19 protein-coding genes are annotated in these 25799 nt (G+C 44.0%); 9 read left to right on the top strand and 10 right to left on the bottom strand.

Annotated elements, in window-relative coordinates; genetic code table 11:
- Positions 1–274 precede the first annotated feature (274 nt).
- From B0E43_RS27835 to B0E43_RS27815, 5 genes are all read left to right on the top strand, one after another.
- A complete protein-coding gene (locus tag B0E43_RS27835) occupies positions 275–3400 on the top strand; it encodes a SusC/RagA family TonB-linked outer membrane protein (protein WP_077347896.1) in 3126 nt (1041 codons plus the stop codon).
- A gap of 32 nt (positions 3401–3432) precedes the next feature.
- A complete protein-coding gene (locus B0E43_RS27830; RefSeq protein ID WP_077347894.1) occupies positions 3433–5004 on the top strand; it encodes a SusD/RagB family nutrient-binding outer membrane lipoprotein in 1572 nt (523 codons plus the stop codon).
- A gap of 97 nt (positions 5005–5101) precedes the next feature.
- Positions 5102–6244 (top strand): glycoside hydrolase family 18 protein, encoded by a 1143-nt coding sequence (locus B0E43_RS27825; protein WP_077347892.1) that lies wholly within the window; start codon positions 5102–5104, stop codon positions 6242–6244.
- Positions 6245–6247: 3 nt separating this feature from the next.
- Complete coding sequence (locus B0E43_RS27820; RefSeq protein ID WP_077347890.1) at positions 6248–7114, top strand: ROK family protein; 867 nt, start codon at positions 6248–6250, stop codon at positions 7112–7114.
- On the top strand, positions 7111–8955 hold the full coding sequence (locus tag B0E43_RS27815) for an FAD-dependent oxidoreductase (RefSeq protein ID WP_077347888.1): 1845 nt from the start codon (positions 7111–7113) through the stop codon (positions 8953–8955). Before B0E43_RS27820 ends, B0E43_RS27815 begins: the two co-directional genes overlap by 4 nt.
- An 84-nt stretch (positions 8956–9039) precedes the next feature.
- Here B0E43_RS27815 and B0E43_RS27810 read toward each other — a convergent pair whose 3' ends face one another.
- The 4 genes from B0E43_RS27810 to B0E43_RS27795 are packed head-to-tail and all read right to left on the bottom strand — an operon-like array spanning position 9040 to position 16359.
- On the bottom strand, positions 9040–10461 hold the full coding sequence (locus B0E43_RS27810; protein WP_077347886.1) for a sulfatase: 1422 nt from the start codon (positions 10459–10461) through the stop codon (positions 9040–9042).
- A 23-nt stretch (positions 10462–10484) separates the two neighbouring features.
- On the bottom strand, positions 10485–11813 hold the full coding sequence (locus B0E43_RS27805; RefSeq protein WP_077347884.1) for a vanadium-dependent haloperoxidase: 1329 nt from the start codon (positions 11811–11813) through the stop codon (positions 10485–10487).
- Positions 11810–15094, bottom strand: a complete 3285-nt coding sequence (locus B0E43_RS27800; protein WP_077347882.1) for a VCBS repeat-containing protein — start codon at positions 15092–15094, stop codon at positions 11810–11812. The genes B0E43_RS27805 and B0E43_RS27800 overlap by 4 nt, the downstream gene beginning before the upstream one ends.
- A gap of 17 nt (positions 15095–15111) precedes the next feature.
- Positions 15112–16359 (bottom strand): ROK family transcriptional regulator, encoded by a 1248-nt coding sequence (locus B0E43_RS27795; protein ID WP_077347880.1) that lies wholly within the window; start codon positions 16357–16359, stop codon positions 15112–15114.
- Positions 16360–16563: 204 nt separating this feature from the next.
- Here B0E43_RS27795 and B0E43_RS27790 point away from each other — a divergent pair, with 204 nt between their 5' ends.
- On the top strand, positions 16564–17085 hold the full coding sequence (locus tag B0E43_RS27790) for a phosphoheptose isomerase (protein WP_139352676.1): 522 nt from the start codon (positions 16564–16566) through the stop codon (positions 17083–17085).
- Positions 17086–17288: 203 nt separating this feature from the next.
- Here B0E43_RS27790 and B0E43_RS27785 read toward each other — a convergent pair whose 3' ends face one another.
- From B0E43_RS27785 to B0E43_RS27760, 6 genes are all read right to left on the bottom strand, one after another.
- Positions 17289–17450, bottom strand: coding sequence for a Lacal_2735 family protein (locus tag B0E43_RS27785; RefSeq protein ID WP_139352675.1), 162 nt, complete (start codon positions 17448–17450; stop codon positions 17289–17291).
- A 67-nt stretch (positions 17451–17517) separates the two neighbouring features.
- Positions 17518–19062 carry a toxin-antitoxin system YwqK family antitoxin gene (locus B0E43_RS27780; protein WP_077347878.1) on the bottom strand — a complete coding sequence of 515 codons (1545 nt, stop codon included), beginning with the start codon at positions 19060–19062 and terminating at the stop codon, positions 17518–17520.
- Between the two features lie 107 nt (positions 19063–19169).
- Positions 19170–19748 (bottom strand): hypothetical protein, encoded by a 579-nt coding sequence (locus tag B0E43_RS27775; protein WP_077347876.1) that lies wholly within the window; start codon positions 19746–19748, stop codon positions 19170–19172.
- The gene (locus B0E43_RS27770; RefSeq protein WP_077347938.1) at positions 19749–20747 is read right to left on the bottom strand and encodes a 3-oxoacyl-ACP synthase III family protein; all 999 of its coding nucleotides are present in this window, start codon (positions 20745–20747) and stop codon (positions 19749–19751) included.
- 101 nt (positions 20748–20848) lie between these two features.
- Positions 20849–21547, bottom strand: coding sequence for an SOS response-associated peptidase (locus B0E43_RS27765; protein ID WP_077347874.1), 699 nt, complete (start codon positions 21545–21547; stop codon positions 20849–20851).
- 30 nt (positions 21548–21577) lie between these two features.
- Positions 21578–22537 (bottom strand): YheT family hydrolase, encoded by a 960-nt coding sequence (locus B0E43_RS27760; RefSeq protein WP_077347872.1) that lies wholly within the window; start codon positions 22535–22537, stop codon positions 21578–21580.
- Between the two features lie 110 nt (positions 22538–22647).
- On the opposite strand from B0E43_RS27760, the gene B0E43_RS27755 reads away from it, so the two are divergent.
- The 3 genes from B0E43_RS27755 to B0E43_RS27745 all read left to right on the top strand — a co-directional run bounded on the left by B0E43_RS27755 (position 22648) and on the right by B0E43_RS27745 (position 25797).
- Entirely contained in the window at positions 22648–24306 is a 1659-nt protein-coding gene (locus B0E43_RS27755) for a pyruvate dehydrogenase complex dihydrolipoamide acetyltransferase (RefSeq protein WP_077347870.1), read from the top strand.
- Between the two features lie 171 nt (positions 24307–24477).
- Positions 24478–25020: an ATP-dependent protease subunit HslV gene (hslV, locus tag B0E43_RS27750; protein WP_077347868.1), complete on the top strand. Its 543-nt coding sequence runs from the start codon at positions 24478–24480 to the stop codon at positions 25018–25020.
- Between the two features lie 111 nt (positions 25021–25131).
- Positions 25132–25797, top strand: a complete 666-nt coding sequence (locus tag B0E43_RS27745) for a TetR family transcriptional regulator C-terminal domain-containing protein (protein ID WP_077347866.1) — start codon at positions 25132–25134, stop codon at positions 25795–25797.
- Positions 25798–25799 lie beyond the last annotated feature (2 nt).

Here is a 25799-nt window from a genome sequence, read left to right as displayed (position 1 = left end):
CTTTGGCACATTCAAGACATCTTGTAGTCTAAAAAATTATAAAATTCTTTTCAAATGAATTTTGAATTTTTTAAATTTCAGTCAAATTGCATAGGGTTTATAGTTTAATGAGCTTTTATAAACTGTAAATCATTTAACCTCAGACAGTTTAAATCGTTTTTATAAAATAATCGAATTTATATGGTAAAAAATCTACTTGATTCTTTTCCCAAAAAGGCATCCGGAAATCTCCGGGTATTTTAATTAATCTATTTCTAACCTTTTATTGCCAGCTATGAGAAAGTTTCTATCAATTGCTTTCGCTCTGGCTTTGGTACTGGGAATCACAGCCTCAGCTCAAAGTCAAGAGAGAGTATTGAGGGGAAAGGTCACTGCATCGACAGATGGTCTTCCCATGCCAGGAGTAACGATCCTGGACAAAAGTAATCAGACGGGTACCACCACCAATGTGGACGGTGAGTATTCCATCTCGGTAACGGATCAGTCCGTTTTGGTTTTTTCATTTATTGGGTTTACCAGCAAGGAGTTTACCGTGGGTAATCAATCTGAGCTGAATGTAGTCCTGGATGAAGACGCCAATGAATTAAGTGAAGTGGTCGTTACGGCATTCGGTCTGGAACGCGACAAGAAAGCCCTCGGTTACTCAGTGACCCAACTCGACGGGGACCGATTTACCGAAGCCAGAGCAATCAATGCCGGTAATGCACTTTCCGGAAAGGTTGCGGGTGTGAATGTGACTCCACCGGCTACCGGTGCGGCGGGTTCTACCCGAGTTGTAATCCGAGGAGGATCCTCTCTGACCGGAAATGACCAGCCTCTCTATGTAGTCAATGGTATTCCGATCGAATCAGGAAACCTCGGCAACGCAGGGATGTGGGGTGGCAATGACTCCGGTGACGGGCTTGCTTCGATCTCACCGGATGACATCGAGAGCATGTCTGTTTTGAAAGGTAATGCTGCTGCCGCCCTCTATGGTGCCAGAGCTGCCAATGGTGTAATCCTGATTACAACCAAAAGCGGAAAGGCAAGAAAAGGCATAGGCGTTTCTTTCAATTCAAGCATCATGTTTGACAATGTATGGGATCAGACAAACTGGCAAAGAACTTACGGTGCAGGCCGAGACGGCCGAGTGTCCAGCTCTTCATCAGAAGCAATGGAAGACGCTGTCAACGGTTGGGGAGCGAAGTACGACGGATCTCCGGTAGTTCAGTTTGATAATGTGTCAAGACCGTATTCTTATACAGGTGAGGGACTTTCTGACTTCTATGAGACTGCTTATACCCTGACTAACTCAATCGCATTTGATGGCGGAAACGAAAGCACCAATTATCGTTTTTCATTCTCTGATTTGACAAACGATGACATCATGCCCAATGCTGAGTTTAAAAGAAGGGTGGCTAATATCAATGTCAACAGCAAGCTGGGTAAGTTTACACTCGCGGTGAATGGTCAGTACACTTTCCAAAATGCAACGAATAGACCAAGGCTTTCTGATTCACCGGGAAATGCCAACTTTTCAATGATGGTGAAGCCAGGCCATATTCCTTTGGATGTGATGAAGGGCGATCCAAACAAACCTGGGGCAAATCCTGACGGAACTGAGCTCCGCTATCAGCAAAACACCTTTTCTACCAACCCTTATTGGGCGGCCTATCAGTTTTACCGTGAAGATGAGACCAACAGACTGTTGGGAAATATGTCGTTGCAGTACGATATCACCGATTGGTTGTATGTGAGAGGCCGTGTAGGTTTGGATTTCCAAGCCAGAGTGGATGACAGCTCTGAGCCTTATGGTACAGCTTACAAGCCAAGAGGAGATTACAACGTCACCGAGAGAACCATTAGAGAAGACAATGCTGATTTGTTTATTGGATTCAATAAGACATTTGGTGATTTTGCACTTGACGGTTTTGTGGGTGGTAACAGAATGAGAAGAACTGCCGAAAGCCTTAGAGGTGGAGGAAATGACCTGGTTATTCCTTATTGGCACTCTGTGAAAAACGTAGCTGCTCCCACGATCGACTACAACTTCTCGGAGTATGGAATCAACTCTTATTTTGCGGCAGCAAATGTGGCCTACAAAAACATGATCTTCTTGAACCTTACCGCTCGTGAAGATCAGTTTTCAACCCTTTCCCCAGACAATTTCAAGCTGTTTTATCCATCTGTGAGCGCAGGTGCTGTGATCAGTGATATGATTACACTTCCGGAGGTGATCACTTTTGCAAAAGTGAGAGGTTCATGGGGCCAAGCAGGTGGTGGAGCACCAAACCCTTATGCACTCAATCTGACTTACGGATTGGTTGGTAACGGTCACTTGGGCGGTAACCTTGGTCAGATCAACAATGGATCTATTCCTAACGCTACTTTGAAGCCTTATACTTCTACCGAATACGAAATCGGTGCTGACTTGAGATTTTTCAAAAACCGACTCGGCCTGGATGTCGCCTATTACAACAGATTGGTCAACGATGATATCCTCAACACCGGAATCTCCAGTACCTCAGGATTTGGATCCACTACGGTCAACATCGGTGAATTGCGAAACAAAGGGATAGAATTGTTGTTGAACATCACTCCGATTTCGAAAGAATTCAGATGGGATATTTCTTTCAACTTTGCTAACAACCAATCTGAAGTCTTGAGCTTGGGTCAGGATGCGTTTGGAGACCCGATTGAATTTATCAATTTGGGCAACAGCCGTCTGCAAAGAGAAGCTATCCGCCACATTGTAGGTGAGCCACTTGGTATGATTGCTGGCTACAAGCAACTGACAATAGACGGTCAGAAAGTGTATGATGCTTCTGGATTCCCAGTGACTACTGCAGGTTTTGAAACTTTGGCCGAAGGCCGACACCCGATCTCCGGTGGTATCAGCAACACGTTTAGCTACAAAGGCTTCAGACTGTACACCCTGATTGATTTTAGACAAGGTGGTAGCATGGTATCAGGTACCAATTATTTCGCCTATGCTTACGGATTGCACGAAGAAACCCTGGTGGGAAGAGATGGTAACCTGACAGTATCGGGTGTGGATGTGAACGGTGAAGCTAATACTTGGACCATTGGTGCAGATGCTGCCAATTCTGCTAATTATACTTTGGATCAATACTACACGCGATATGCTATGGTGACCGAAAACATCGTGTATGACGCTTCATTTGCTAAACTTAGAGAGTTGAACTTCGGCTATACTTTCTCAAGTAGTTTCTTGAGCAATACCCCGATTCAGACGCTTACCCTCTCTTTTGTAGGTAGGAACCTGGCGCTGTTGTGGTCTAATGTGCCCAATGTAGATCCTGAATCTGCTTACGCTGTTGATGGAAATTCTCAAGGCTTGGAATACTTCGGTATGCCTACCAACAGAAGTTTCGGCTTTAACCTGTCGGCTACGTTCTAATCAATCGGTAAACCAAAAAAAACACGCGAATTATGAAATTTACTAATAAACTGGCGGCTCTTCTTTTGGCGGGTTCTATAGGGCTTTTTTCCTCTTGTGACGAAAGCGCCCTCTTGGACTTGAACGTAGATGAAAATGCAGCTACTACTATAGATATGGCCTACCTGTTCTCTTTGGGTACTTTGAGAATAGCTTCAGAATATGAAAATACCCGGGTGCCGATGTTATATTCGGCTACGATGATTCAGCATACCGCTTCCACTGCTGGCTACTTCAGTGGTGACAAATACCTATATAATGCCCAATACAGCGGAGCTTATATGGAAAGTCACTATACCAATGTGGTAAGACTGCTCCAACATGTAATCACCCAAACTCAGGATGATCCTACCATGGACAATTTCCGTGCAGCATCCATCGTGTTGAAAGTGTTCGATCTGCATAGAATGACTGATATCTACGGAGATATCCCTTATTCTGAAGCTGGTAAAGGTTTGGAAGGTCCAGAATATTGGTTTCCTAAGTATGACAGCCAAGAGGAAGTCTATACAGCAATGATCGCTGATTTGCTTGAAGCCAGAGCTTTGTTTTCTGAGTCTGCAAGAGGATTTGGTTCTCAGGACTTTATTTATAACGGGGATATTGCCAAGTGGAGAAAGTTCACCAATTCACTTTTGATGAGAATAGCCATGCGCATGAGCAATGTGGATGCAGCCAAAGCTCAGCAGGTATTTGTAGAAGCCAGCAACAGCGGAGCTTTTGCATCTATTGATGATATGGCAACTATCGAATTTGCAACAGGACCTCAGGGAGTAAACAGAAACGGCTTGAATGATGGCTATTGGGGCAACAACAAGTACTCCAGAGATTGCAAGATTTCGGAGACTTTCTTGGAGTGGATGCGTACCAACAATGATCCAAGGCTTACTATTGTAGCCGGAGCCACCGGAAACCCAGACGATCCTACTACTTGGGTAACTGATCCTGCTGCGCAAAAAGGTTTGCCAAATGGCTATACTTCCACCACACTCAGACCACTTTTGACTCCAGAAGAATTGGCTGCCTATAATACCAATGGCAACAGAATCTTCTCCATGCTTAATCTGAAATATCTGGATTGGGAAGATCCTTATTACCTGATTTCTTATGCTGAGGTGGAATTGATGAAAGCCGAAGCTTCCTTGAAAGGCTGGATCGCATCGGATGCTTCTGAGCATTTTACCAAAGGTGTAACGGCTGCCATCAGATCTTGGGAGCTTTTTGATCCTTCCTTTGCCAGAACTCCACAGCAAATCCAGGCCTACATTGCTGGAAGAGGTTTTGCTGCTGCTTCCAATCAGGACAAACTTCGCCTGATCGGTGAGGAATATTGGGCTGCTACTTACCTGAATGACATCGAGTCATGGTCCAACTGGAGAAGAACCGGCTATCCGGTACTGACTCCAACCAAGGATCCCAATGCATTTGAAGGTAACTTCATCCCAAGAAGATTGAAATATTGGGAAAATGAAATCGGCTCCAATCCTGAAAATTATCAGGCTGCTGCCACCAGAATGGGCGGTGATTTATTCGCTACCAAAATGTGGTGGGATGGAGGAAATTAATCTTTCCTTAATTTAATCCTTTTGACAGAGGTTTTGATTTCGGTCAAAACCTCTGTTTTTTTAATTTTACCCTATTCCAATTCAACTTATCCAACCCATGAAACACCTCATTTTTGCTTGGTTTTTAGCGGCTCTTGCCTGTAGTCCCAAAGAAAAAAGTTCAGAACCCGAACTCGAAACAAAATCTTACCATATCATTGGATATGTGGCGGGCTGGAAAGACATCAATCCCAAGGATATCCCTGCCGAAAAACTTACCCATATCAACTATGCCTTTGCAAATGTGGCTGATGGAATAGTGACCAATATGGAAGGCAGAGCTGAGCGGGACAGTACCAATTTTTTGAAACTTCAGGAATTGAAAAATCGAAATCCCGAGCTGAAATTGTTGGTTTCAGTCGGAGGCTGGACACATTCCAAAGGATTCTCTGATGCAGTTTTGACCCCTGAAAGCCGGAAAAAACTCACAGCATCCGGAATTGATTTCCTGCTGAAATATAACTTGGACGGATTGGACTTTGATTGGGAATATCCGGCACTTCAAGGGGATAACAATGTCGTCCGACCGGAGGATAAAGAGAACTTTGTCGCTATGCTTAAAAGCTTTCGCGAGGCTCTTGATTCAGTCGGCAATGTGAAAGGGAAGCACTATTTGAGCACTATCGCATCAGGAGGTTTCAGGACTTACCTGGAAGTAAATAATATGGCTGGGGCTCAGCAATACCTCGATTTTATCAATATCATGGCCTATGATTTTTATACCGCAGGAGATGATTCCACAGGCCACCACGCCAATCTCTTTCCTAACGGGGCAAAAGGAAGATCTGCCCAAACTACAGTGGAAGAGCATATCGAATTTGGAGTGCCTGCTGAAAAGATCGTGATGGGCGTTCCTTTTTACGGTCGGATGTGGAAAGGTGTAGATCCAACTGAAAATGGTCTTTTTCAGCCTGGAAAATATGCCATGGGTTTGCCTTATCAGCAGATTTTTGCACTTTCTACAAATTCCGCCTATTCCAGGTTTTGGGATGAAAAAGCCGGCGCACCTTATCTTTTTTCCCTTCAGGATTCCAGCTGGATTACTTACGAAGACCCAGAATCTTTGGCTCTCAAAATGAAATTTGTAAGGGAAAAAGGACTTGCAGGTGCGATGTTTTGGGAAATGTCGGAAGACAACACCGGGACATTGTTAGATGCCCTGCACCTAGCACTGAATCCCAAAACTGAGCCAGCTAACTAGGTCATGACCTTAATAGGAGTAGATATCGGAGGCTCACATATTTCGGCTGCTAGGGTGAAATGGGATGGAAAAGAGGCCGAAATCACTGAGTTTCACGAAGCAGAAGTTAATACTTTTCGTTCTGCTGAAGAGATTATTTCCGATTGGGCAAGAGTGATCCGAAAATCGATTGGAGAGCATAAGGATTTTCGGATCGGGATTGCCATGCCGGGGCCTTATGATTATCCAAATGGGATTTCATTGATCAAGGACCAGGGAAAGATGAAATCTCTTTATGGACTTTCTGTGAAAAATCTGTTGGCCGAAAACCTGATGATCAACCCCGAAAGCATCTCTTTTACCAATGATGCTGAAGCCTTTCTTTCCGGAGAAAGTCTGGCCGGAGCTGGCAGGGGATTTGAAAACTCAATCGGACTGACCTTGGGCACTGGCCTTGGATCTGCAATCAAAATCCAGGAGGTGGTCAAAGATGCCAAACTTTGGACAGCACCTTTCAGAGAAGGTATCGCCGAGGATTATTTGGGAACCAGCTGGTTTAAAAAATATGCCTTTGAAAACTTTGGAATAACAATTTCAGGAGTGAAGGACTTGTATTTTGAGGATTTTGATCAACAAAAAGCCAATTTGATCTTTGAGGAGTTTGGAAGGACGTTGGGTGAGTTTCTGTCTTTTTATGTCATTCGTCTTCAATGCCAGGGGGTGGTGTTGGGAGGGAAAATTGTCCGTGCAGCAGACAGGTTTTTGCCCCATACTTATGCATTCTTTGAGAAATTCGACTTTCCAGTGGAAATCCGAGTTTCAGAATTGGAAGAGAAAGCAGCCTTGATTGGAGCTTGTCTGCCTTTTATTTCAAAATCAGATCCTTCATGAAGAATTATATCCTGATCTTTTTTCTGACACTTTTTCAAATAGCTGGTTTCGCGCAGGAATCCTATGATTTGATCATCATCGGGGGAGGGGCCAGCGGAACTGCAGCCGGGATTTCGGCAGGGCGTTTGGGTACAAATACCTTAACCATTGAATCTACTCCCTGGCTGGGAGGGATGCTCACTTCGGCCGGTGTTTCTGCAATTGATGGAAACCATCGGCTTCCATCAGGCATTTGGGGTGAATTCAAAACCGAGCTTGAAGCCTATTATGGAGGACCGGAAAAGTTGGCTACCGGATGGGTTAGCAATACGCTGTTTGAACCCAAAGTTGGAAATGAAATTCTGAAGAAAATGGCTTCAGGTGTGCAAGATTTGAGTATTTCCTTTGAAAGCGAGTGGAAAACCGCTGAATATAAAAACGGGTTTTGGACCGTTACATTTTCCAAAAACGGAACGACCCAAACTGTAACAGCTCCGCTCTTGATCGATGCAACCGAACTTGGAGATGTGGCCGCAGCCCAAGGATTATCGTATCGCCTGGGTATGGATTCTCGGGCAGAAATCGGGGAGGAATTTGCTCCCGACCAAGCAAATGACATTATCCAGGATCTGACCTATGTGGCGACTTTGCAGGATTTTGGCGCAGGAGCGGACAAAACTATCACAAAGCCAGCAAACTATGATCCCACTGAATTTGCCTGTGCCTGTGCTCATGCAGACCCAACTACGGACAAGGCACCGACTTTGGATTGTGGAAAGATGCTCGACTATGGCAAGCTTCCCAATGGCAAATACATGATCAATTGGCCCAACTGCGGCAACGATCACTATGTCAATTTGGTAGAATTGAGTCCAGCGGAGCGTGTGATCGAAATTGAAAAAGCGAAGCAGACTACCCTGAGATTTGTCTATTACGTTCAGCATGAACTGGGATACAAGCATTTGGGATTAGCTGAAAACGAATACCCCACGGATGATGACCTGCCCATGATTCCTTACCATCGTGAGTCCAGAAGATATCGGGGTTTGGTGGATTTGACCTTGCCTTATGTCCGCACTCCTTATGCTGCACCCAGTCCGCTTTATCGAACCGGAGTGGCGGTAGGGGATTATACCATCGATCACCACCACAAAAAGAATCCGGAGGCACCGGCAATTGACTTTATCAAAATCAGAGTTCCATCTTATAATGTCCCTTTAGGAGCTTTAATCCCGGAAGATCATCCTGCATTGATTCTTGCCGAAAAGAGCATTTCTGTGTCGAACATCGTAAATGGTGCTTCAAGACTTCAGCCGGTTGTATTAGGGATAGGCCAAGCTGCAGGAGTTTTGGCAAGTGTTGCTCTGGAGCAGAAAAAACCGCTTTCGGAAGTTTCCATACGTAGAGTTCAGCAATTGTTGCTGGATCAGAAGGTTTATATCATGCCTTTTTTGGATATGAATCCTGCTGATCCTCATTTTCGGGCGATGCAAAAGGCCGGTGTGGCTGGGATTTTCAAGGGAGAAGGTATTCCTTATCTCTGGGCCAATCAGACTTGGTTTTATCCGGACAGGCTGGCTACAGAGTATGAAGTGGTGGATGGCTTGAGACCGATGTATGCAGCTTTGAAAGACTTCTGGGGAGCTTCGGGCGATTTCCTGACAGGAGCAAGATTGTTGATTTTTCTGAAAATGATTCAGCCGGAATGGACCGAAGAAAATCTTAAAATGGCTTGGGAAAATGCGGACTTGGAAGGAGAATTTTCCTCAGATAGGAAACTAAATCGAAAAGAGGTATCAGTTTTATTGGACGAATTGCTGGATTTCTTTGGGAAAGAGGTGGATTGGGATGGGGATTATTGATTCCTTTTAAGGTGAAATTTTCCTTTATGGAAATTGATGGCCACAATTTGTGACCTTTTCAAGGAAATATTCTAATCTGACCTCTTATTCCTGACTTATTCTCCCGGCTTTTCGATTTCCAGTCCCAACTTTTCCTGTTAAGGCATCTCCCATATCTGCTCTCGCCTGATCGGCAAATCCATAGAGTTGAGCCAGGATTTCGGGATTCTGTGCAGCTACATCAGTTGTTTCACCTGAGTCTTTGCCAAGGTCAAAAAGCTGGGCTTTTTCCAATTTGACATTGACGTATTTTACCGGAATTCCGTCATTGCGCATTTCAGTTCCGGGAGGAATCGTGCGGTAGGTATGCGGGAAAACCAATTTCCATTTTCCGTAGATGACAGCTTGGAGTTCATTGGTATTGTAATAGGCAAAATAAGGCTTCAATGTTACTTTTTCCCCCATGACCAAAGGCCAAATATCCGAACCGTCGATTTTGAGTTCAGGAAGTTTGGATCCGGTGATTTTGGCCAAAGTAGGTAACACATCGATAGTCATTGCTGCCTGATCCTGAACTTTTCCTGCTGGGATTTTTCCCGGCCAAGCAAAGATTGCAGGCACCCGAATTCCGCCTTCCCAAGAAGTTCCTTTTCCTTCTCTCAATCCAGCCTGAAGACCAGCATGGCCGCCATAGGAAAGCCAAGGTCCGTTGTCAGAGGTGAAGATGATCAGGGTGTTTTCTTCCAAGCCCAGCTCTTTCAGCTTTTTCCGGATTTCACCCACCGACCAATCAATCTCCATCATCATGTCACCATAGGCTCCCTGTTCTGATTTCCCCCTGAATTTGTCAGAGGAATAAAGCGGCACATGCGGCATGCTGTGTGCCAAGTAGAGAAAAAATGGGTTTTCTTGGTTCTTTTCAATGAATTCCAGGGATTTGTAGGTGTACCAGGAAGTCAATTCCTGCTGATCTTCGAGATATGCAATTGCTTTTTCACCCTCAATCAAAGGAAGCGGGGGATAGTAATTTTTAGACTCCGGATGATTGGGCCACATATCATTGGAGTAGGGAAGTCCAAAATAGCTGTCAAATCCTTGCCTAGCCGGCAAGAACTCCGCATGGTGTCCCAAATGCCACTTTCCGACCATTCCGGTTTGGTAGCCATTGGCTTTGAGCATTTCAGCAATCGTGGTTTCTTCCGGATTCAGACCATGTTTTGCGGTATGGTCCAAAGCTCCATACAGTTCCAGTCGGTTGGCGTAAGTTCCTGTCAAAAGTGCTGCCCTTGAAGCGGTACAAACTGCATGAGGTACGTAAAACTGGGTAAATCTCACCCCATCAGCGGCCAATTGATCCAGGTTTGGAGTTTTCCAGCCTTTCGCTCCGTAGCTTCCCAAGTCTCCAAAAGCCATGTCATCTGCAAAAATCAGGATTATGTTGGGTTTATTTGGGTTTGATTTAGGCGGAGGTTCTTGGTTGAAAAAGCCTAAAATGGCTAGAATGAAAGAAAAGAAGTGGCTTGCCATGTCAATTTTTCAATTTTAGAATCTTATAATTTTTCAATCCTATCCCAGATCGATTTCCCGATTTTCTTGCCTTGGGTCACGCCGTTTTCGATGGCATCTCGAAAGTGAATTCCTCCATAAAGTCTGGAAATGGCAGCTTCATCTGAGGCTTGGAAAAAGCTTTCAAAAGCTCGCTCCGGCAATCCAAAATAGACTTCGGAAGAATCAAGGAATCCGAAATTTTCCCCAAAATACCCAGTCAAAACCTCAGCTGAGGCACTGCTGATCACGGAGTGCCCGGAGGTATATTCGGGAAATGGAGGAGTTTGAAGTAGTGGTTTCCAGTTGGGATCAAGTTTTTCATTGATTACAGTTTCAGGCCGGATTCGATGGGTTTCATATTTGGCTTTCCAGCAGGAGACAAAAGAGTCATGAAGAGTCAAGGAAACCAAGGTGTGGATATAGGCGGTTTCAGCGAAAGAAAGCTCTTCTTTTTGAGAGGCAATTCCGGTAATACCGATCCAGTGACCGCCCGGTGAGATCTTTTTGACCCCAATTGCCATGTGACCTGAAAACTCAACTTTGAATGGATTGCAGTCCCAGAAATTGGCAATTAATTTCTCCTCTTCAGTCAAATTTTTGCCTTGATCATAGACTTCCTGAAGCTGAATCTGGAAGGAACTTCCTTTGGTAAGATCAAATTCTGCCATAGGAGCTGGGGCAAAATCATCCAGGTTTTCAATGAAAAAAGTCCGCATGGTTTTCCATTCCGGTTCTACTGCGGCCATGTAGGCAGGAGGGGTGGGGTACCAAAAGCCCTCGCCTTCTTTTGGCGTGTAGCGGTTGAGGGCAGTGAGTTGGGTATATCCGTCGGTTTTTGCGAGTAACAAAACCTGATCTGCTACAGCTTTTGCAAAAGCCAGGTGTTGCTCCAGATTTTTCTTGGTAACCAGTTTGTTTTTCAATCCCCATTCCTGCCAGGCTTTTTGTTTTTCCTTCAACAAATACCCGGAGGGCATTACTTTTTCTCCCACCAAAAACATGGCATAAACCGCCGAGAATTCAGGTGATGCAATGGGTTCCAAAGGAAGATCGGAAACTTGATTTTGTATTTGTGAAAAAGTGAGGAAATCGGTTCGTTCAAATGTTGCTCCTGATTCTTGGATGACCCGATAGGACGCGAGATTAGTATAGGCATAAATCCGCGCGGCCACGGGAGGACTTGCCACATCCGTCACCATGACTTCGGTGATGTGAAAAAGCTGTACGGAGTAGAGTTGAGCCCAATCATGATTTCCCTTTTGAGCAAACAAAAGATTACCTGTCAATGGAAGGAAAAGACATGCCAGAAAGAAAGAAACAGCCTTTTTCATTGAATTTTATACGCCTCCGGTTTTTGTTGATTGATTCCGAATAGGAGCAGGTTGGTATCTCCAGATTTTAGATTCAAAATTGATTTGATATCTCCTTTGATTCCCAATCCTGACTCTTCAGGTGTCATTGGTGTGAAGTTTCCTTTTCCGTCTCCTAGTATAACCAGACCCAAACCTGCATCCATTTTACCGATACGGATACGGGTTTGACTTTGATTTCCGCCTAAAATCAAATCCATTTTTCCGTCCTTATTCAAATCGATTGGAAGAATGGAATAAACCGGAAATGCCTGAGCCAAGCGGGTGAGTGATGTAGCTTTGAAGCCGGATCCGGTATTTTCAAAATAGGTGGATTCCAGCGTCTGAATTTCCAGTTTCAGTGCTTTTTCGAGTTCTTGGGCTGAAAACAAATCCGTTATTTTGGCCTTGGAATAGGACGAATAATCGGTGAATTTGCTTCGCATGCTCACCATCTGGTCAAGCAATTCGTCACGGCTGGCATAGGGGTAAAATCCGTCTCCGATGTAGCACTCCAAGATCGGATCGATACTTCCGTTTTGGTCAAAGTCTGCGGCGTATAGTCTGATGCTTTTTTCAGAATTTGCCACCAGTTGGGAATTGAGACCAAAATTCCCGGCAATCAGATCCAAATCTCCGTCTCCATCAATATCAGCTTGTGTCAGACTTGACCACCAGCCAGACAGGTCCGATTGAAAATAATCCGATGACTGGTTCAGGAAAGAAGCGTCATTCTGATTGATCAGGGCAGTCGGCGCCATAAATTCCCCAACCAGAATCAAATCGGACTTTCCATCCTTGTTCAAATCCTGGGAGACTGCTCCTGTGACCATTCCCAGTTTTCCCTGATTGGGGAGAAATGCATTTGTCTGATCGGAGAATTTACCCTTTCCGTCATTGAGCAAAAGCTTGCTTTCCGGCGATTCTGGATAGCGTCCCGGCACAACTTTCCCACCAATAAAAAGATCGGGAAAGCTATCTCCATTCGCATCCAAAACAACGGCGATTCCTGTGCTGGTCAGGTATTTTGGAAAGTCACTTTGGGCGATTAAGACTCCGGTGCCGTCATTCAAATACAATCTGTCCCGAAGTGATTCATCTGAACTCAGGTAATCGTGATAGCCACCGCTTCCGATGAAAAGGTCAGGCCTTTGATCCCCGTTGAAATCATGGAAAACCGCAACTGCATCGGTGAAATCTGAGGATGATCTAAATCCCCGATAGGCTTCCCAATTGTTATTTTTAAAAGAATAAATCCTGGCAGGAGTGCCTTTTGACCCACCGATAAAAATCTCAATATTCCCATCTCCGTCCAAATCCGCCTGAGCTAAACTTGGTCCGATATGGCTCGGCATAGTCAGCATTAGTGGCTGACGCTTGAAATCGTTTAGATTCGACTGCGTGGAAAGAAAATCCGGTGCAGCCGTTTTTGTCAACAAGGCTTTGATTTGGGCAGGATTTTGAGAATAAGTCTGTGCCCCCTTCTGATTGATTTTGATAAGTTGGTTGGCTTGTGTGGAACCAATTTTGGACTTGGTTCCGTCTGCCCAGGAGATTGAAATGCTGTCCACTTTAGCAGCTTTTCCAAGCCCAATTTGAAGTCGATATGTTCCGGAGGACTGAAAACCCCGAACTGGATTTTGCTCCAGGAAAGTGACTTTTCCATCGGAAAAGGCTTTCATGGTTGAGCCTATGGCAAATTGGTTTCCTGGTTTTCCAAGCAGTTCTATTTGGAGCCAATTTCCTGAAGTGCTTTTGTTTTCAAAGATTCCAGCCGATTCGTTGAGGTGATTTACCACCAAGTCCAAATCTCCGTCATTGTCGAGATCGGAATAGGCAGCACCGCTGGAGAAGTTTTTCTCTTCAAATCCAGCCGAAAGAGAAGTGTTTTGAAACTGGAGATTGCCTTGGTTTTGGAAGAAATAGTCGTGGATAGGAGTGGAGGTCATGGAAGTGACCAATTGAAGGGTGTCGGCTTTTTCATTGGCAACAGCCTGCTTGAAATAGTAGTCGCCTTTGTATTTGAGGAAATCCCGATTGGTGTAATCCCGATAATAGCCATTGGTCACGAAGAGGTCCTTTTCTCCGTCATTGTTTGCATCAAATAAAAGCGCCGACCAGCTCCAGTCTGTATTGGAAATTCCAGCCATCTGTCCGATTTCTGAGAAAAAACCAACTCCCTGATTGAGCTGTAGCATGTTTCGCATGTTTTGGTGATAAAATCCCCTCCGCACCATCAGCGCATATTGTTCATAGTTTTCGGGCCCATAGAGGAGCTTTTGACGCTCGTTATCCTCTGGTAACATATCCAGGGTAAACACATCCGGCAACCCGTCGTTGTTGATGTCTGCGATATCAGCACCCATCGAAAAATGGGAAATGTGCTGAAAATGATCAATTGTCATATCCGAAAAAGTCCCATCGCCATTGTTGATATACAGGTAATCAGGCTCGATGTAATCATTGGTGACGAGTAGGTCAGGCCAGCCATCCTGATTGATATCCGAGGCAATTACCGCCAAACCAAATCCCAAAGCTGATCCCTTGATTCCGGCTTTATCACTGATATCCACGAATTTTCCCGAGTCGTTTCGGTAAAGTTTATCACCTGCATAGGGATGCCTTGCATCTCGGGCCGCATCAAATTCCAGTTCGTTGATCACCTGAATGTGGTGATTGAGGAGGTAGAGATCCAAGTCTCCGTCTTTGTCAAAATCAAAAAATAATCCCTGCGTGCTGTTGGATGGGTCGGCAATCCCAAATTCCCCTGCTTTTTCCAAGAACTTAAAATCACCTTGGTTGATCCAAAGTTCGTTTGTTCGGTCTTCTGGTTTGCCTTTCCCGGAGTAGCAGACATAGATGTCCAGGAGTCCATCTCCATTGACATCGGCCATGCTGACGCCGGTTGTCCAGGTATTTTTTCCTCCAACTCCGGCAGATTTGGTCATATCATCAAACTTGAGCTGACCAAGATTTTTGTATAATTTATTTCCGGTCATATTACCGGTAAAAAAAATATCATCCAGCCCGTCATTGTTCAAATCTCCGACAGCCACACCTCCGCCATTGTAGAAATATTCGTACCGTAGGATGTTGTTTTGCGAATCTTCCCTGAGCTGATTTTTGAAATTAACTCCGGTTTTCTTTGCGGAAAGTTTTTCAAACTTAGACCGGTATTCCTGAGCACTTGCGGCGGAAATGCTACCGAAAGTCAGTCCAATGCCAATGCAAAGAGAAGTCAGGAATCGAAAATGGGTAAGCATGGTATAAAAAGGCCGAGTTAACTCAACCTGTTAATGACATCTTCAAACAGCTTTTCGTTGACCACTGCAACTCCACCTAAGAGTCCTACATCCTTGCCAAGTTGGTAAAGCGCTAATTGCGATTTTTCGCGCGATTTGGCCATGCTGTAGATATTGAGTGCCTGTTGGATTGGAGTGATAAGGTATTGATTGGCCTCAGCAACCGATCCGCCAATGATAATAAGTTCCGGATTGAGGAGTTGGATCAAAATAGAAATGCCGCGTCCCAAATCAAGCCCTGCTTCAGAAAGAATGGTAATTGCCCGCTGATCTCCTGCCAAGGCAGCTTCCACAACCAATCCCGGTTCCAGTTCCCCTTGGTGATCTCTTACCATTCTCGCCAAAATACTGTCCTTGTCCAGTTTGATGGCTTCCTCAGCCATTCTAACAATGGCTGTACCCGATGCAACGGATTCCAGGCACCCCTTTTTTCCACAGGTACAGGTTACTTCTCTGGATTCAAAAATCGGAGAATGCGAAAACTCTCCGGCAAATCCTGAGGCGCCATGGTATATTTTTCCTTCGATGATGATCCCAAGTCCGATTCCCCAACCTATGAAAATTCCGAGGACATTTTTGTGTTTGTGATCTGATCCGAATTTGAATTCGGCCAAAGTCATGGCGCGGGCATCATTTTCCAGAAATATTTTTTTCTGAAAACGGGCTTCCAGATTCTCCAATAATGTCTTTTTTCCAAATCTCAGATAGGTATAGTTCACTCCGCCGATGGAATCCACAAGTCCGGGCATCGAGAATCCTATCGCGATAATCTTTTCGGCAGGGATATTGGTTTTTTCGAGGTAGTTTTCAATCAATTCGCAAAGCTGATCAAATGTCTCCTTTTCATTGTTGAGGACGATTTTATGCTCTTCTTTTTCGAATGCAAGCTCATGTGTGCATGAGTACAAGGCTAGGTGCATGTCGAACTTGGATAAGTCCACTGAGAGGATATAGAAGGCATTTTCAGCCAGTCTATAGAGATCGGGCTTTCGGCCACCCTGCGATTCCGCACGGCCTTGTTTGATAACTTCCCCGGAATTCATCAGATCGCCCAGTAGGGCATTGACGGTGGGAAGTGAGATTCCGACCTCATTGCAGATTTCGCTAGCAGTGTTTGCTCCTTTGAGGTAAAGATTCTTTATGATTTTGATTTTGTTGAGGTAGCTTTTGATTTCTACCACTCCCTCCATTTTGGAGATGATTTCTTGTGGGTTTATTAGGTTCATAGCTTCTAGTGATGCCTGAATTAAGGGAAATTTTAGGTTTCAAAAAAGACTTCCAGAAAAAAATTAAATAATGAGAGGAGATTTTTTATTGGAAAGTCGAATAATTTTTAGAGCGGATGAAATTTTCTGAAAAGATTTGAAAATTTCACTTTGAGATATTTCCCGATTTGAACAATTCTTATGTTTGTCTCAAATTTTTATGATATGAATGATTTAATAATTGAAGCTCAACTGAGCAAAACAGAGGTTTTTGAAAGAGTCGAAAATTTTCTCTCAAAAAAAGGGTTTAAAGTATCCTCAAAAGACGAGAGTAGGCCTTGGGGCGGCTTTTTTGTGCTGGAAGAATCCCAAATCAAAAACTTTAAATCTGAGTTTTTTGATGAAGTAGCGCTTTCTGATGGGCAATTAAATCAAAAGCTCAGTCCTAAATTTCTTTTGGTTGCGCCGGGGGCAAGGTTGTCTTGGCAGTATCATTTCAGGAGAGCTGAGCTTTGGAAATTGATAGCTGGGGAAACAGCAATTTCCAGAAGTCAATCGGATGAGCAGGGGCCGGTGGAAAAAATGATCAAGGGAAAAGTTGTTTCTCTAAAAAAAGGGGAACGCCATAGGCTGATTGGGACAAACAATTGGGGGGTGGTTGCGGAAATTTGGATGCATTCAAACCCTGAAAATCCTTCAGATGAGGACGATATTGTTCGGCTGCAAGATGATTACTCCAGAAAATAAGTAAGCTCGGGGTTTTGCCCCGAGCTTTAAAAATTTAGAATTTGGTCCGTAGCTCAATCACCCTTAAAATAAACTACACCTGATCAAAAAATACAACTGCGGACAAGTCCAAAGAAGTAGATGAATTTACTTATAAATTGTTAAAATCCAAATATTTAGATTTAAAAATACTTGATGGGTATACAAAATACTTTTTTATGGATTTAGAGCTCTTCGATCTTTTTAGCGATTTCTTCAGCTTCGGCTAGCATTCGATCTGAGGCAGTACGGTTGGAATGGGAAATTTTAAAGGCCTGGGACAGAATTTTCTCGTAAGCCTCCTGGAGTTTTTCTTTTTCAGATTTTTTCTTGAACAGTCCGAACATGGGTTGCTTTTTTGGAAGTTAAACTAGAGACTAGCTTCAATGTTCAGTAAGAAAACAAATTCGCTTCTCAGTTAGAAGCCACAATCTCATCGTTTTTATAGTTGATAAGGTCTTCCAGTCTTCCTGCAGAATTGTAGTATTTCCAGGGGCCTTCTTTTTTTCCGTCAATCATAGCTCCTTCAGAAGCTTTTCGGCCATTTTCATGGTAAAAAATCCATAAGCCCTCAGCTTTCCCGGATTCAAAAGTACCCTCGGATTCCTTCTGCCCATTGATGTAATAGGTGATTCGGGTACCATCGCCATCCTTAAGGGTTCCCTTGTCCAGTTTGGTTGCCCCATCAAAGCTGAAATAATCTCCTACATTTTTCAAACGGCCGTAATCCCAAAATTCCTCCTGAGTCAGCTGTTTGTTGTCGTAAAAAAGTCCCCAAATTCCATTCTCCAAACCGAGTTTGTAGGTTCCGACAGATTTAAGCTGGCCTCCATCATAGTAGTAAAACCATTGGCCTTCTTCCATTCCCAAATTATATTCCCCTTCCGCGATCAAGATTCCGATTTTATTGAAATACTTCCAGAGGCCAGTTTTTTGGTCATTTTTGTATTCTCCAATCGAATAAATTTCCCCATCCGGGAAGAAGCTTTTCCAGATTCCGCTTTTGGCGCCATTTTCATACTTGCCTTGAACTGATATCTGTCCGGAGCTGTGATATTCGATGTATTCACCGACTGGAACGCCCAACTCGTATGTTTTACGTTTTGAAAGCGCTTTATTCGGGAAGTATTCTTCCCAAACGCCAATGGCAATATCATTTTCGTATTTTTCGACTCTGGCCAACCTTCCGGTTTGGTAATAGTATTTCCATTCACCCGTTTTGTTGCCATTTTGGTCATAATATTCTTCGGCTTCAATGGTTTTGGTAGCTGGAAAATAGCGTTTCCATTCACCGACTTTTTGGCCATTTCTATAATTGCCCGTTTCCAGGAGTATCATATACAATGACCTTTTGAAACTGCCCTCTAACTGTCCTTTGACGTAGGTAGCTTCCGTAATTACATTTCCGTCTGAGTCATATTCCAGATAGGGACCTTCTTTAAGCCCATTCACATAAAATTCACGGGATGCCAGCTCACCGAATTCATAAAAAGTGACCCATTGGCCTGATCTTTTTCCGTTTTCATATTGGCCTTCGATGGTGACCTGTGTGGGATCAATGTAGGATGACGTTCCGGCTTTTCCGAAAAATTCCGTGTACTTACCCACCAAAATACTGTCCTGGAATACAACTTGCTTTTTTAATGCCCCCTCTGTATCGAAATATTGTGCAGGTCCAAAAAGCTTTCCATCCCGATAATCAGCTGTTTCTCTTCGCTTCCCATCTGGATAATACTGGGTCCATGCTCCTTCTTTTTTACCATCGGCAAAAGTACCCTCGGCAATCAGTGTGTTGGTTTTGGGATTGTAAAATTTCCACAAACCTTCTCGATTACCTTTAGCAACTACTCCGGTTGCCATAATGGTGGAATCAGAGTTGAATTGCTGAATCACTTTAGGTTCTTGAGAATATGCTGAAAAGTAGAGGAAAGTAAAAACTGCCAAAAGCAAATATCTCATATCATGTTGATTTCAGTGAGGCCCCAATCAGAACCTTTTTCAAACGATCAAAGGAATAGATTCTGTATACTCACTACGTACGAACTGTTTTCCAGTTTAAAATTAAGTTAAATCCCGCTTTGTTCGGACGGAAGTCTCAGAATCCCAAGGATTTTTTTTATCGCTTTACAAAGCTTTTCAGAATTGACCTTTGGTTCTGATTTTGGTTCATAAACTTTGATCCAATGATGGAATTGAAGCGCAGATGCTTTGATTCTTTCCTGATTTAGGGTGTGATTTTGCTTCAAAATCAGGTCTGGATAGTCCCATTGATTTTCGCTCAGGCCATAGTTAAAACCAAGGTCTAACAAGGATTTTATTGGATTTAATCTGTTTTTTCCCAGTAAAACAGTCAGAAAAAAACCATTACCAAACCAGTTGAGCAGTCGGATGTTCACTCCGGAATCAGGGTCAAAATCCCGGATCAAATCCAAAACCTGGTAAGGAAATCCCAGTAAATCGTTCCCTTTGGATATTTTGGAACCTTTTGAATTTTTGGAAATTTGGCTCAAATCATTTGCAGAAAAGGAATTGCCAATTTCCTCCAAGAGGCTGATAAATTGGCGTTTCAGGACATTTTGTCTACGGTAAATGTCAGCGTTTAACCAAAGCTCAAGATCCAAAGTCAATTGAGTCTCATTCATCATTTACCACCTCAATAACACTGATGCCCACGCAAATCCAGAACCAAAGGCAGCGAGGCAAACCAGGTCGCCTTGTTTCAATCTGCCTTGTTCCCAAGCCTGAGAAAGGGCAATTGGAATGGTGCCGGCTGTCGTATTTCCCAAGTACATGATATTGTTAAACACTTTTTCGTCCGGAAGTTGGAGCTTTTGTTGGATATACTGAGAAATCCTGAGGTTGGCTTGGTGAGGAACCAACAAGTCAAGATCATCTTTTGTCAATCCATTGAATTCAAGAGCTTCCATGATCACTTCCATAAATCGGACAATTGCATGTTTGAAAACTGCATTTCCGTTCATTTTGAGAAAAAAGTCTCCCCGATCTATCATCTCCTGAGAGAGTCTGACTTTGCCACTTGAGCTTGGTGCGATGCAATACAATTCCTCTGCGTAGGCCCCTTCTGAATGCAAATGTGAACTGAGAATTCCCGGTTGATCCTGCTCCACGGCACCTAAAACCACTGCCCCGGCTCCATCGGCAAAGATCACCGCACTGGAGCGACCTTCGTCACTTTTGTCTAGGGCGGAGGATTGGATCTCGGCTCCAATGACCAATATTTTCTTATACATTCCCGTCTTGATGAACTGATCAGCAACAGAAAGTGCATAAAGGAATCCAGAACAGGCATTTTTGATATCGATCGCTCCAATTCCCGAAAGTCCCAATTCTCTTTGCAACAAAACCCCATTTCCGGGAAGGAAATAATCTGAGGTGATCGTAGCAAAAACGATGAATTCGATCTCTTCTGCTTTTACCCCAGCTCTTTCCATTGCCATGCGACTGGCTTTGGCAGACATGTTGGTGACTGTGTCGACCCCGGGAGTAAACCAGCGGCGCTCATGAATCCCGGTACGTTCGACGATCCACTCATTATTGGTGTTCATCATCTGCGAAAGCTCCTCATTTGTCACGATCCTTTCAGGTACGTAGTGCCCGGCTCCGAGAATTCGGGATTTTTTCATCATTATTGGGTCTATTGAGTGAAAAACTATAAGGTTTGCCAATATCGGTACTTGCTGGCAATCCCACAAAAAAGCTCAAATCAGGATTTTTGTTTTCGACTTTACCCGAACAGCGTATAATTCCCAAACTGGTCCATGGGTGAAGTACGGCGGATAATTCCGGGTGTATCGTTTTGCACTGAATTGACAAGAGGAGAAACTGTATAACTCAACATCAATTCTCCGGGATAGGTTTTTAGCATATTCAGGAGATCTGATTCTGAAGTGTATTTGTCGAGCCATTTTTTTTCCTGCTCCCGGTTTAGAATTACCGGCATTCTGTCGTGGACCTCTTCCACTACTTCATTGGGCGTGGTGGTCAGGATCAAAAAGGTATGCTGAGATTCTCCTGAAACTGTTTCATATTCTTCCCAAATCCCGGCAAATGCGAATGTATCCTCATCTCTTAAGGTAAAGCGGTAAGGGATTTTGGTCTTTTTGCCAAGCCTTTTCCACTCGAAAAAACCGTCAGCAGGCACCAGACAGCGCCTCCTCTGAAAGGAGCTTTTGAAGGAAATTTTCTCATTGACAGACTCAGCTTTGGCGTTGATCAGTTTTTGGGAAACCGGTTTGTTTTGTCCAAAATCAGGAGTGATCCCCCAATAAAAGAACGAGAAACCTTTGGGGCTGTCTGAGGTAAGCACAGGCACCAATTGGGTAGGGGCGATGTTAAACCTCGGTTTGAAATCCGCCAGCATTTCCGCCTGGAACCGTTCTTCCAATTCAATTTTACTTTTGCTGAGGGAATATCTTCCGCACATGGTCAGGGGATTAATGGATTTGAGCGGAATTTAGAGATCGTGGCTTATAAATTCAACTGCCCTAAGCTCTGAATAATAGCTTTTTTCACGGGAAGGACCGGAAAACCCCACATGTCCACCGTGTTTTGGAAATTCAAAATGGACCAAATCCAGCTTTTTGGCCAGTTTTACCGGAAAACAAGTCTCGCTTAAAAAGGGATCGTTTTGGGCATTGAGAACCAAAGTTGGTACTTCGATCTGGTCCAAAAACTGCAGCGAAGAGTTGACCTGGTAATACTCCGCGGCATCCGAAAAACCATGAACTGGCCCGGTAAAGTATTCATCAAAGTCTCTTAATGTTTTGACTTTGCGCAGCTGACTCAGGGGCAATTTTCCCGGAAAAGCTTGGGATTTTCTGATCACTTTTTCTTTTAAAGTGGTCAGAAAGCGCTTGGAGTAAATGACGTTTTCTCCGGTAGAAATTTTTTCGCAGGATTTGGCAAGATCCAGGGGAACTGAGATAGCCACTCCTTTTTTGAGTTTTGGATTGCTGGATTTCTTTTCTCCCAAATATTTCAGAGAGAGATTTCCTCCCAAACTGAATCCCACCAGGAAAATCTTCCGATAGTCTTTTTGGGCATGATTGACCACAGTATCCAAGTCATAAGTGGCGCCGCTATGGTAAAAAATCAGAGTTCGGTTCATTTCCTCGCTGCATCCCCTGAAGTTCCAAGTCAGGACATCAAATCCCTTCTTAAGAAATTCCCGAGCCATTCCAAGCATATAAGGCCGAGTGCTGTTTCCTTCCAAACCATGACTGATTATTACCAAGCGGGGATTTCCGCTCCTAAACCAATCCAGATCAAGGAAGTCTCCATCAGGAGTTTCGATCCTTTCCCTCATAGGTTTTTGGACTTCAACTTTACGAAAAAGCGCAGGATAAATGGTTTCTAAGTGTCCGCTAAAGAGCCAATTAGGCCTTTGGTAAGAGCTTTCAGAAGTAAGTGGCATGGAGCAAAACGGCCTAAAACAGCTCGGAAAATACAGGATATAAATTTGAATAAAGCGTTTTTAAAAACTATTTTTGGACTCTTTAAAAACGAACAAGCTCAAAATTACCTATGGCCGAAATAATCAGAATGCCAAAAATGAGTGACACAATGGAGGAGGGGGTGATCGCTGCATGGTTGAAAAAGGTGGGAGATACTGTAAAGCCTGGAGACATCCTGGCTGAAGTAGAAACCGACAAAGCAACCATGGAATTGGAATCTTACGAAGAGGGTGTCCTTTTATATATTGGAGTTCAGGAGAAAGATTCAGTACCTGTGAATGGTGTCATTGCCATTATCGGTGAAAAAGGGGAAGCATACGAGCATTTGCTCAGCGGGTCTGCCGCTCCTGCTGAAGCCAAAAAAGAGGAATCCAAGCCTGAGGCTAAAGTCGCAGAACCTGCAAAATCTTCAGATTCGGCCAAAACTGAAGCTCCGGCAGAAAAAATAGATACTTCCAGTATCAATGCCACCGTGATCACCATGCCAAAAATGAGTGATACCATGCAGGAAGGTACCATTGCCACTTGGCTGAAAAAAGTGGGTGATACCGTGAAATCCGGTGAAATCATTGCCGAAGTCGAAACTGACAAGGCTACCATGGAGCTTGAATCCTATGAAGACGGTGTGTTGCTTTATATTGGCGTGGAAGCTGGAAACAGCGTTTCAGTAGATGGTGTCATTGCAGTGATCGGCGAAAAAGGTGCTGACTACCAGACTTTGTTAAAGGCAAATCAGGGAGGTAGCAAAGCTGCTGCTCCAACTGAGGTAAAAGTTGAACCTGTGGTGGAAGCAAAAGTTGAAGTTCCAGTTGCTGCGGCGGCTCCAATTACCACTGCTGTACCGAATGGGGAAAGAGTAAAAGCCTCCCCTTTGGCCAAGAAAATGGCTGAGGATAAAGGCGTCGACATTCGCCTGGTAAATGGATCTGGTGAAGGCGGAAGAATTGTGAAGCGTGATGTGGAAACATTTGTGCCTTCTGCGGCTCCAGTTGCGGCTACTGCCCCGACAATCGCAGCAACTCCTGCATCCGCTCCGGTAGTTGGTCAGGAAAGCTTCCGCGAGGAGAAAGTTTCTCAAATGAGAAAAGTAATTGCCAAGCGACTGGCTCAAAGTAAGTTTGGAGCTCCACACTTCTACCTGACCATGGAAATCAATATGGACAAGGCAATCGAAGCAAGAAAGAGTATGAACGAGATTTCTCCTGTAAAAATCTCCTTCAATGATATGGTGATCAAGGCTTCAGCAGCTGCTTTGCGTCAGCACCCAAAAGTAAATTCCAGCTGGTTGGGCGACAAAATCCGCTACAACGACCATATTCATATTGGGATGGCCGTAGCTGTGGAGGAGGGACTGTTGGTGCCTGTGATTCGTTTTGCAGATAGTTTGTCTCTCTCTCAGATTTCCACTCAAGCGAAAACTCTTGGCGGAAAAGCAAAAACCAAAGAACTTCAGCCCAAAGACTGGGAAGGAAATACATTCACCATTTCCAATTTGGGAATGTTTGGAATCGACGAGTTCACTGCGATCATCAACCCGCCTGATGCTTGCATCCTTGCGGTAGGAGGGATCAAAGAAACTGTAATCGTGAAAGACGGTCAGATGAAGATCGGCAATATCATGAAGGTGACCCTTTCCTGTGACCATAGAGTGGTAGATGGATCTGTAGGTTCAGCATTCTTGATCACATTGAAAAGCTTACTTGAAGATCCGGTCAGGATCCTGATTTAATAGAATAACTGCCAAAAAGTCCTGTTTCGACAGGACTTTTGCTTTTGTATGGTTATTGGAGAAGGGGTTGTGCAGTTATTGGTTATCAGTTACTATTGCTCTAGTCAAAACTCATAAAGCCAAATTGTTGGATCCAATAACTCAAAAACTAATAACCAATAACTTTTATCCATGGAAAAAATCAAATCAACAACCGTAGTAGCCATTCGTCACAATGGTGAGGTAGTCATCGGAGCAGATGGACAGGCGACTTTGGGGAATACTGTTGCAAAAAGTACAGTTAAGAAACTGCGTGTATTGCAGGGAGGGAAAATCGTAACCGGTTTTGCAGGATCCACCGCAGATGCATTTACACTTTTGGAAAAATTTGAAGAAAAACTCGGAGCCTTCGGTAACAACATGAAACGGGCAGCGGTCGAGCTGGCCAAAGAATGGCGGATGGACCGCATGCTAAGCCGCTTGGAAGCAATGATGATCATCGCCGACAAGGATGATATCCTGATTATTTCCGGTACCGGAGATGTGATCGAACCGGATATGGAAATCGCTACCATTGGCTCAGGAAGCATGTTTGCTCAATCTGCAGCCCGGGCTATGAAGAAGTTTGCTCCGCATCTATCAGCTGAAGAAATGGTAAGGGAGAGCCTCCATATCGCTGCCGATGTCTGCATTTACACCAATCACAATCTGGTGATTGAAAAGGTGAAGAATTGAAATAACTGAATCCATAATTGGAAAGCCGGAATCTTATTCCGGCTTTTTTTTGCGTTTGGCAAACCTCCGGGGACGATTGGGAGTTATTTACTTGTATCTCAAGGAAAACCCATGGAAACGACAACCACTAAGAAGACTGCAAAAAAAGATTATCGAAAACTGATTTTGGAAGGATATAAGAACCATGTGCTGGAGCATGGGTCGGAGCCGGCCTCGGTTTTCAAGTTTGCAAAGGATCTGAAGATGAAGGAGGAGGAGTTTTACACCTACTTCACTTCTTTTGCTTCCATCAAATCCTCGGTATGGGTTTCAATTTTTGAAACCACATTGGAGCAGATCGAAGCTCAGGAAGTCTACCAAGAATACAGTGTCAGGGAAAAGTTTCTCAGTTTTCTGTTCACCTGGATTGAGGAATTGAAGAAAAACAGGTCCTACCTGCTAAGCCTTTATCAGAATAAAACAAAGTCCTTCCAATCTCTTCCTTCTGACACCAAGGAATTCAAAGCCAAGTTCAAGGACTTTGCCGGAGAGATAATTTTGGAAGGAAAAGAATCTCAGGAGATCGCTTCTCGACCGTTCATTTCGGAACGTTACGATGAGGCACTTTGGCTTCAGGTAGCATTTGTGTTTAGATATTGGCTAGATGACAGAAGTCCGCGATTTGAAAAAACTGATGCCGCGATTGAAAAATCTGTGAATCTGGCTTTTGACCTAATGGGAAAAAGCGCTTTTGATAGCTTTTTAGACTTCGCGAAGTTTCTCTATCAAAACAAATAATC

Source organism: Algoriphagus sp. A40, from assembly GCF_002002735.1.
In the GTDB taxonomy this organism is placed as follows: Bacteria; Bacteroidota; Bacteroidia; order Cytophagales; family Cyclobacteriaceae; genus Algoriphagus.
Note: the sequence above shows the minus strand (reverse complement) of the source record. Positions and strands in the feature narration are given on the sequence as shown.

Coding starts and splice junctions, on each gene's coding strand:
- B0E43_RS27835 (WP_077347896.1), top strand. CDS start 275: ATGAGAAAGTTTCTATCAATTGCTTTCGCTCTGGCTTTGGTACTGGGA.
- B0E43_RS27830 (WP_077347894.1), top strand. CDS start 3,433: ATGAAATTTACTAATAAACTGGCGGCTCTTCTTTTGGCGGGTTCTATA.
- B0E43_RS27825 (WP_077347892.1), top strand. CDS start 5,102: ATGAAACACCTCATTTTTGCTTGGTTTTTAGCGGCTCTTGCCTGTAGT.
- B0E43_RS27820 (WP_077347890.1), top strand. CDS start 6,248: ATGACCTTAATAGGAGTAGATATCGGAGGCTCACATATTTCGGCTGCT.
- B0E43_RS27815 (WP_077347888.1), top strand. CDS start 7,111: ATGAAGAATTATATCCTGATCTTTTTTCTGACACTTTTTCAAATAGCT.
- B0E43_RS27810 (WP_077347886.1), bottom strand. CDS start 10,461: ATGGCAAGCCACTTCTTTTCTTTCATTCTAGCCATTTTAGGCTTTTTC.
- B0E43_RS27805 (WP_077347884.1), bottom strand. CDS start 11,813: ATGAAAAAGGCTGTTTCTTTCTTTCTGGCATGTCTTTTCCTTCCATTG.
- B0E43_RS27800 (WP_077347882.1), bottom strand. CDS start 15,094: ATGCTTACCCATTTTCGATTCCTGACTTCTCTTTGCATTGGCATTGGA.
- B0E43_RS27795 (WP_077347880.1), bottom strand. CDS start 16,359: ATGAACCTAATAAACCCACAAGAAATCATCTCCAAAATGGAGGGAGTG.
- B0E43_RS27790 (WP_139352676.1), top strand. CDS start 16,564: ATGAATGATTTAATAATTGAAGCTCAACTGAGCAAAACAGAGGTTTTT.
- B0E43_RS27785 (WP_139352675.1), bottom strand. CDS start 17,450: ATGTTCGGACTGTTCAAGAAAAAATCTGAAAAAGAAAAACTCCAGGAG.
- B0E43_RS27780 (WP_077347878.1), bottom strand. CDS start 19,062: ATGAGATATTTGCTTTTGGCAGTTTTTACTTTCCTCTACTTTTCAGCA.
- B0E43_RS27775 (WP_077347876.1), bottom strand. CDS start 19,748: ATGATGAATGAGACTCAATTGACTTTGGATCTTGAGCTTTGGTTAAAC.
- B0E43_RS27770 (WP_077347938.1), bottom strand. CDS start 20,747: ATGAAAAAATCCCGAATTCTCGGAGCCGGGCACTACGTACCTGAAAGG.
- B0E43_RS27765 (WP_077347874.1), bottom strand. CDS start 21,547: ATGTGCGGAAGATATTCCCTCAGCAAAAGTAAAATTGAATTGGAAGAA.
- B0E43_RS27760 (WP_077347872.1), bottom strand. CDS start 22,537: ATGCCACTTACTTCTGAAAGCTCTTACCAAAGGCCTAATTGGCTCTTT.
- B0E43_RS27755 (WP_077347870.1), top strand. CDS start 22,648: ATGGCCGAAATAATCAGAATGCCAAAAATGAGTGACACAATGGAGGAG.
- hslV (WP_077347868.1), top strand. CDS start 24,478: ATGGAAAAAATCAAATCAACAACCGTAGTAGCCATTCGTCACAATGGT.
- B0E43_RS27745 (WP_077347866.1), top strand. CDS start 25,132: ATGGAAACGACAACCACTAAGAAGACTGCAAAAAAAGATTATCGAAAA.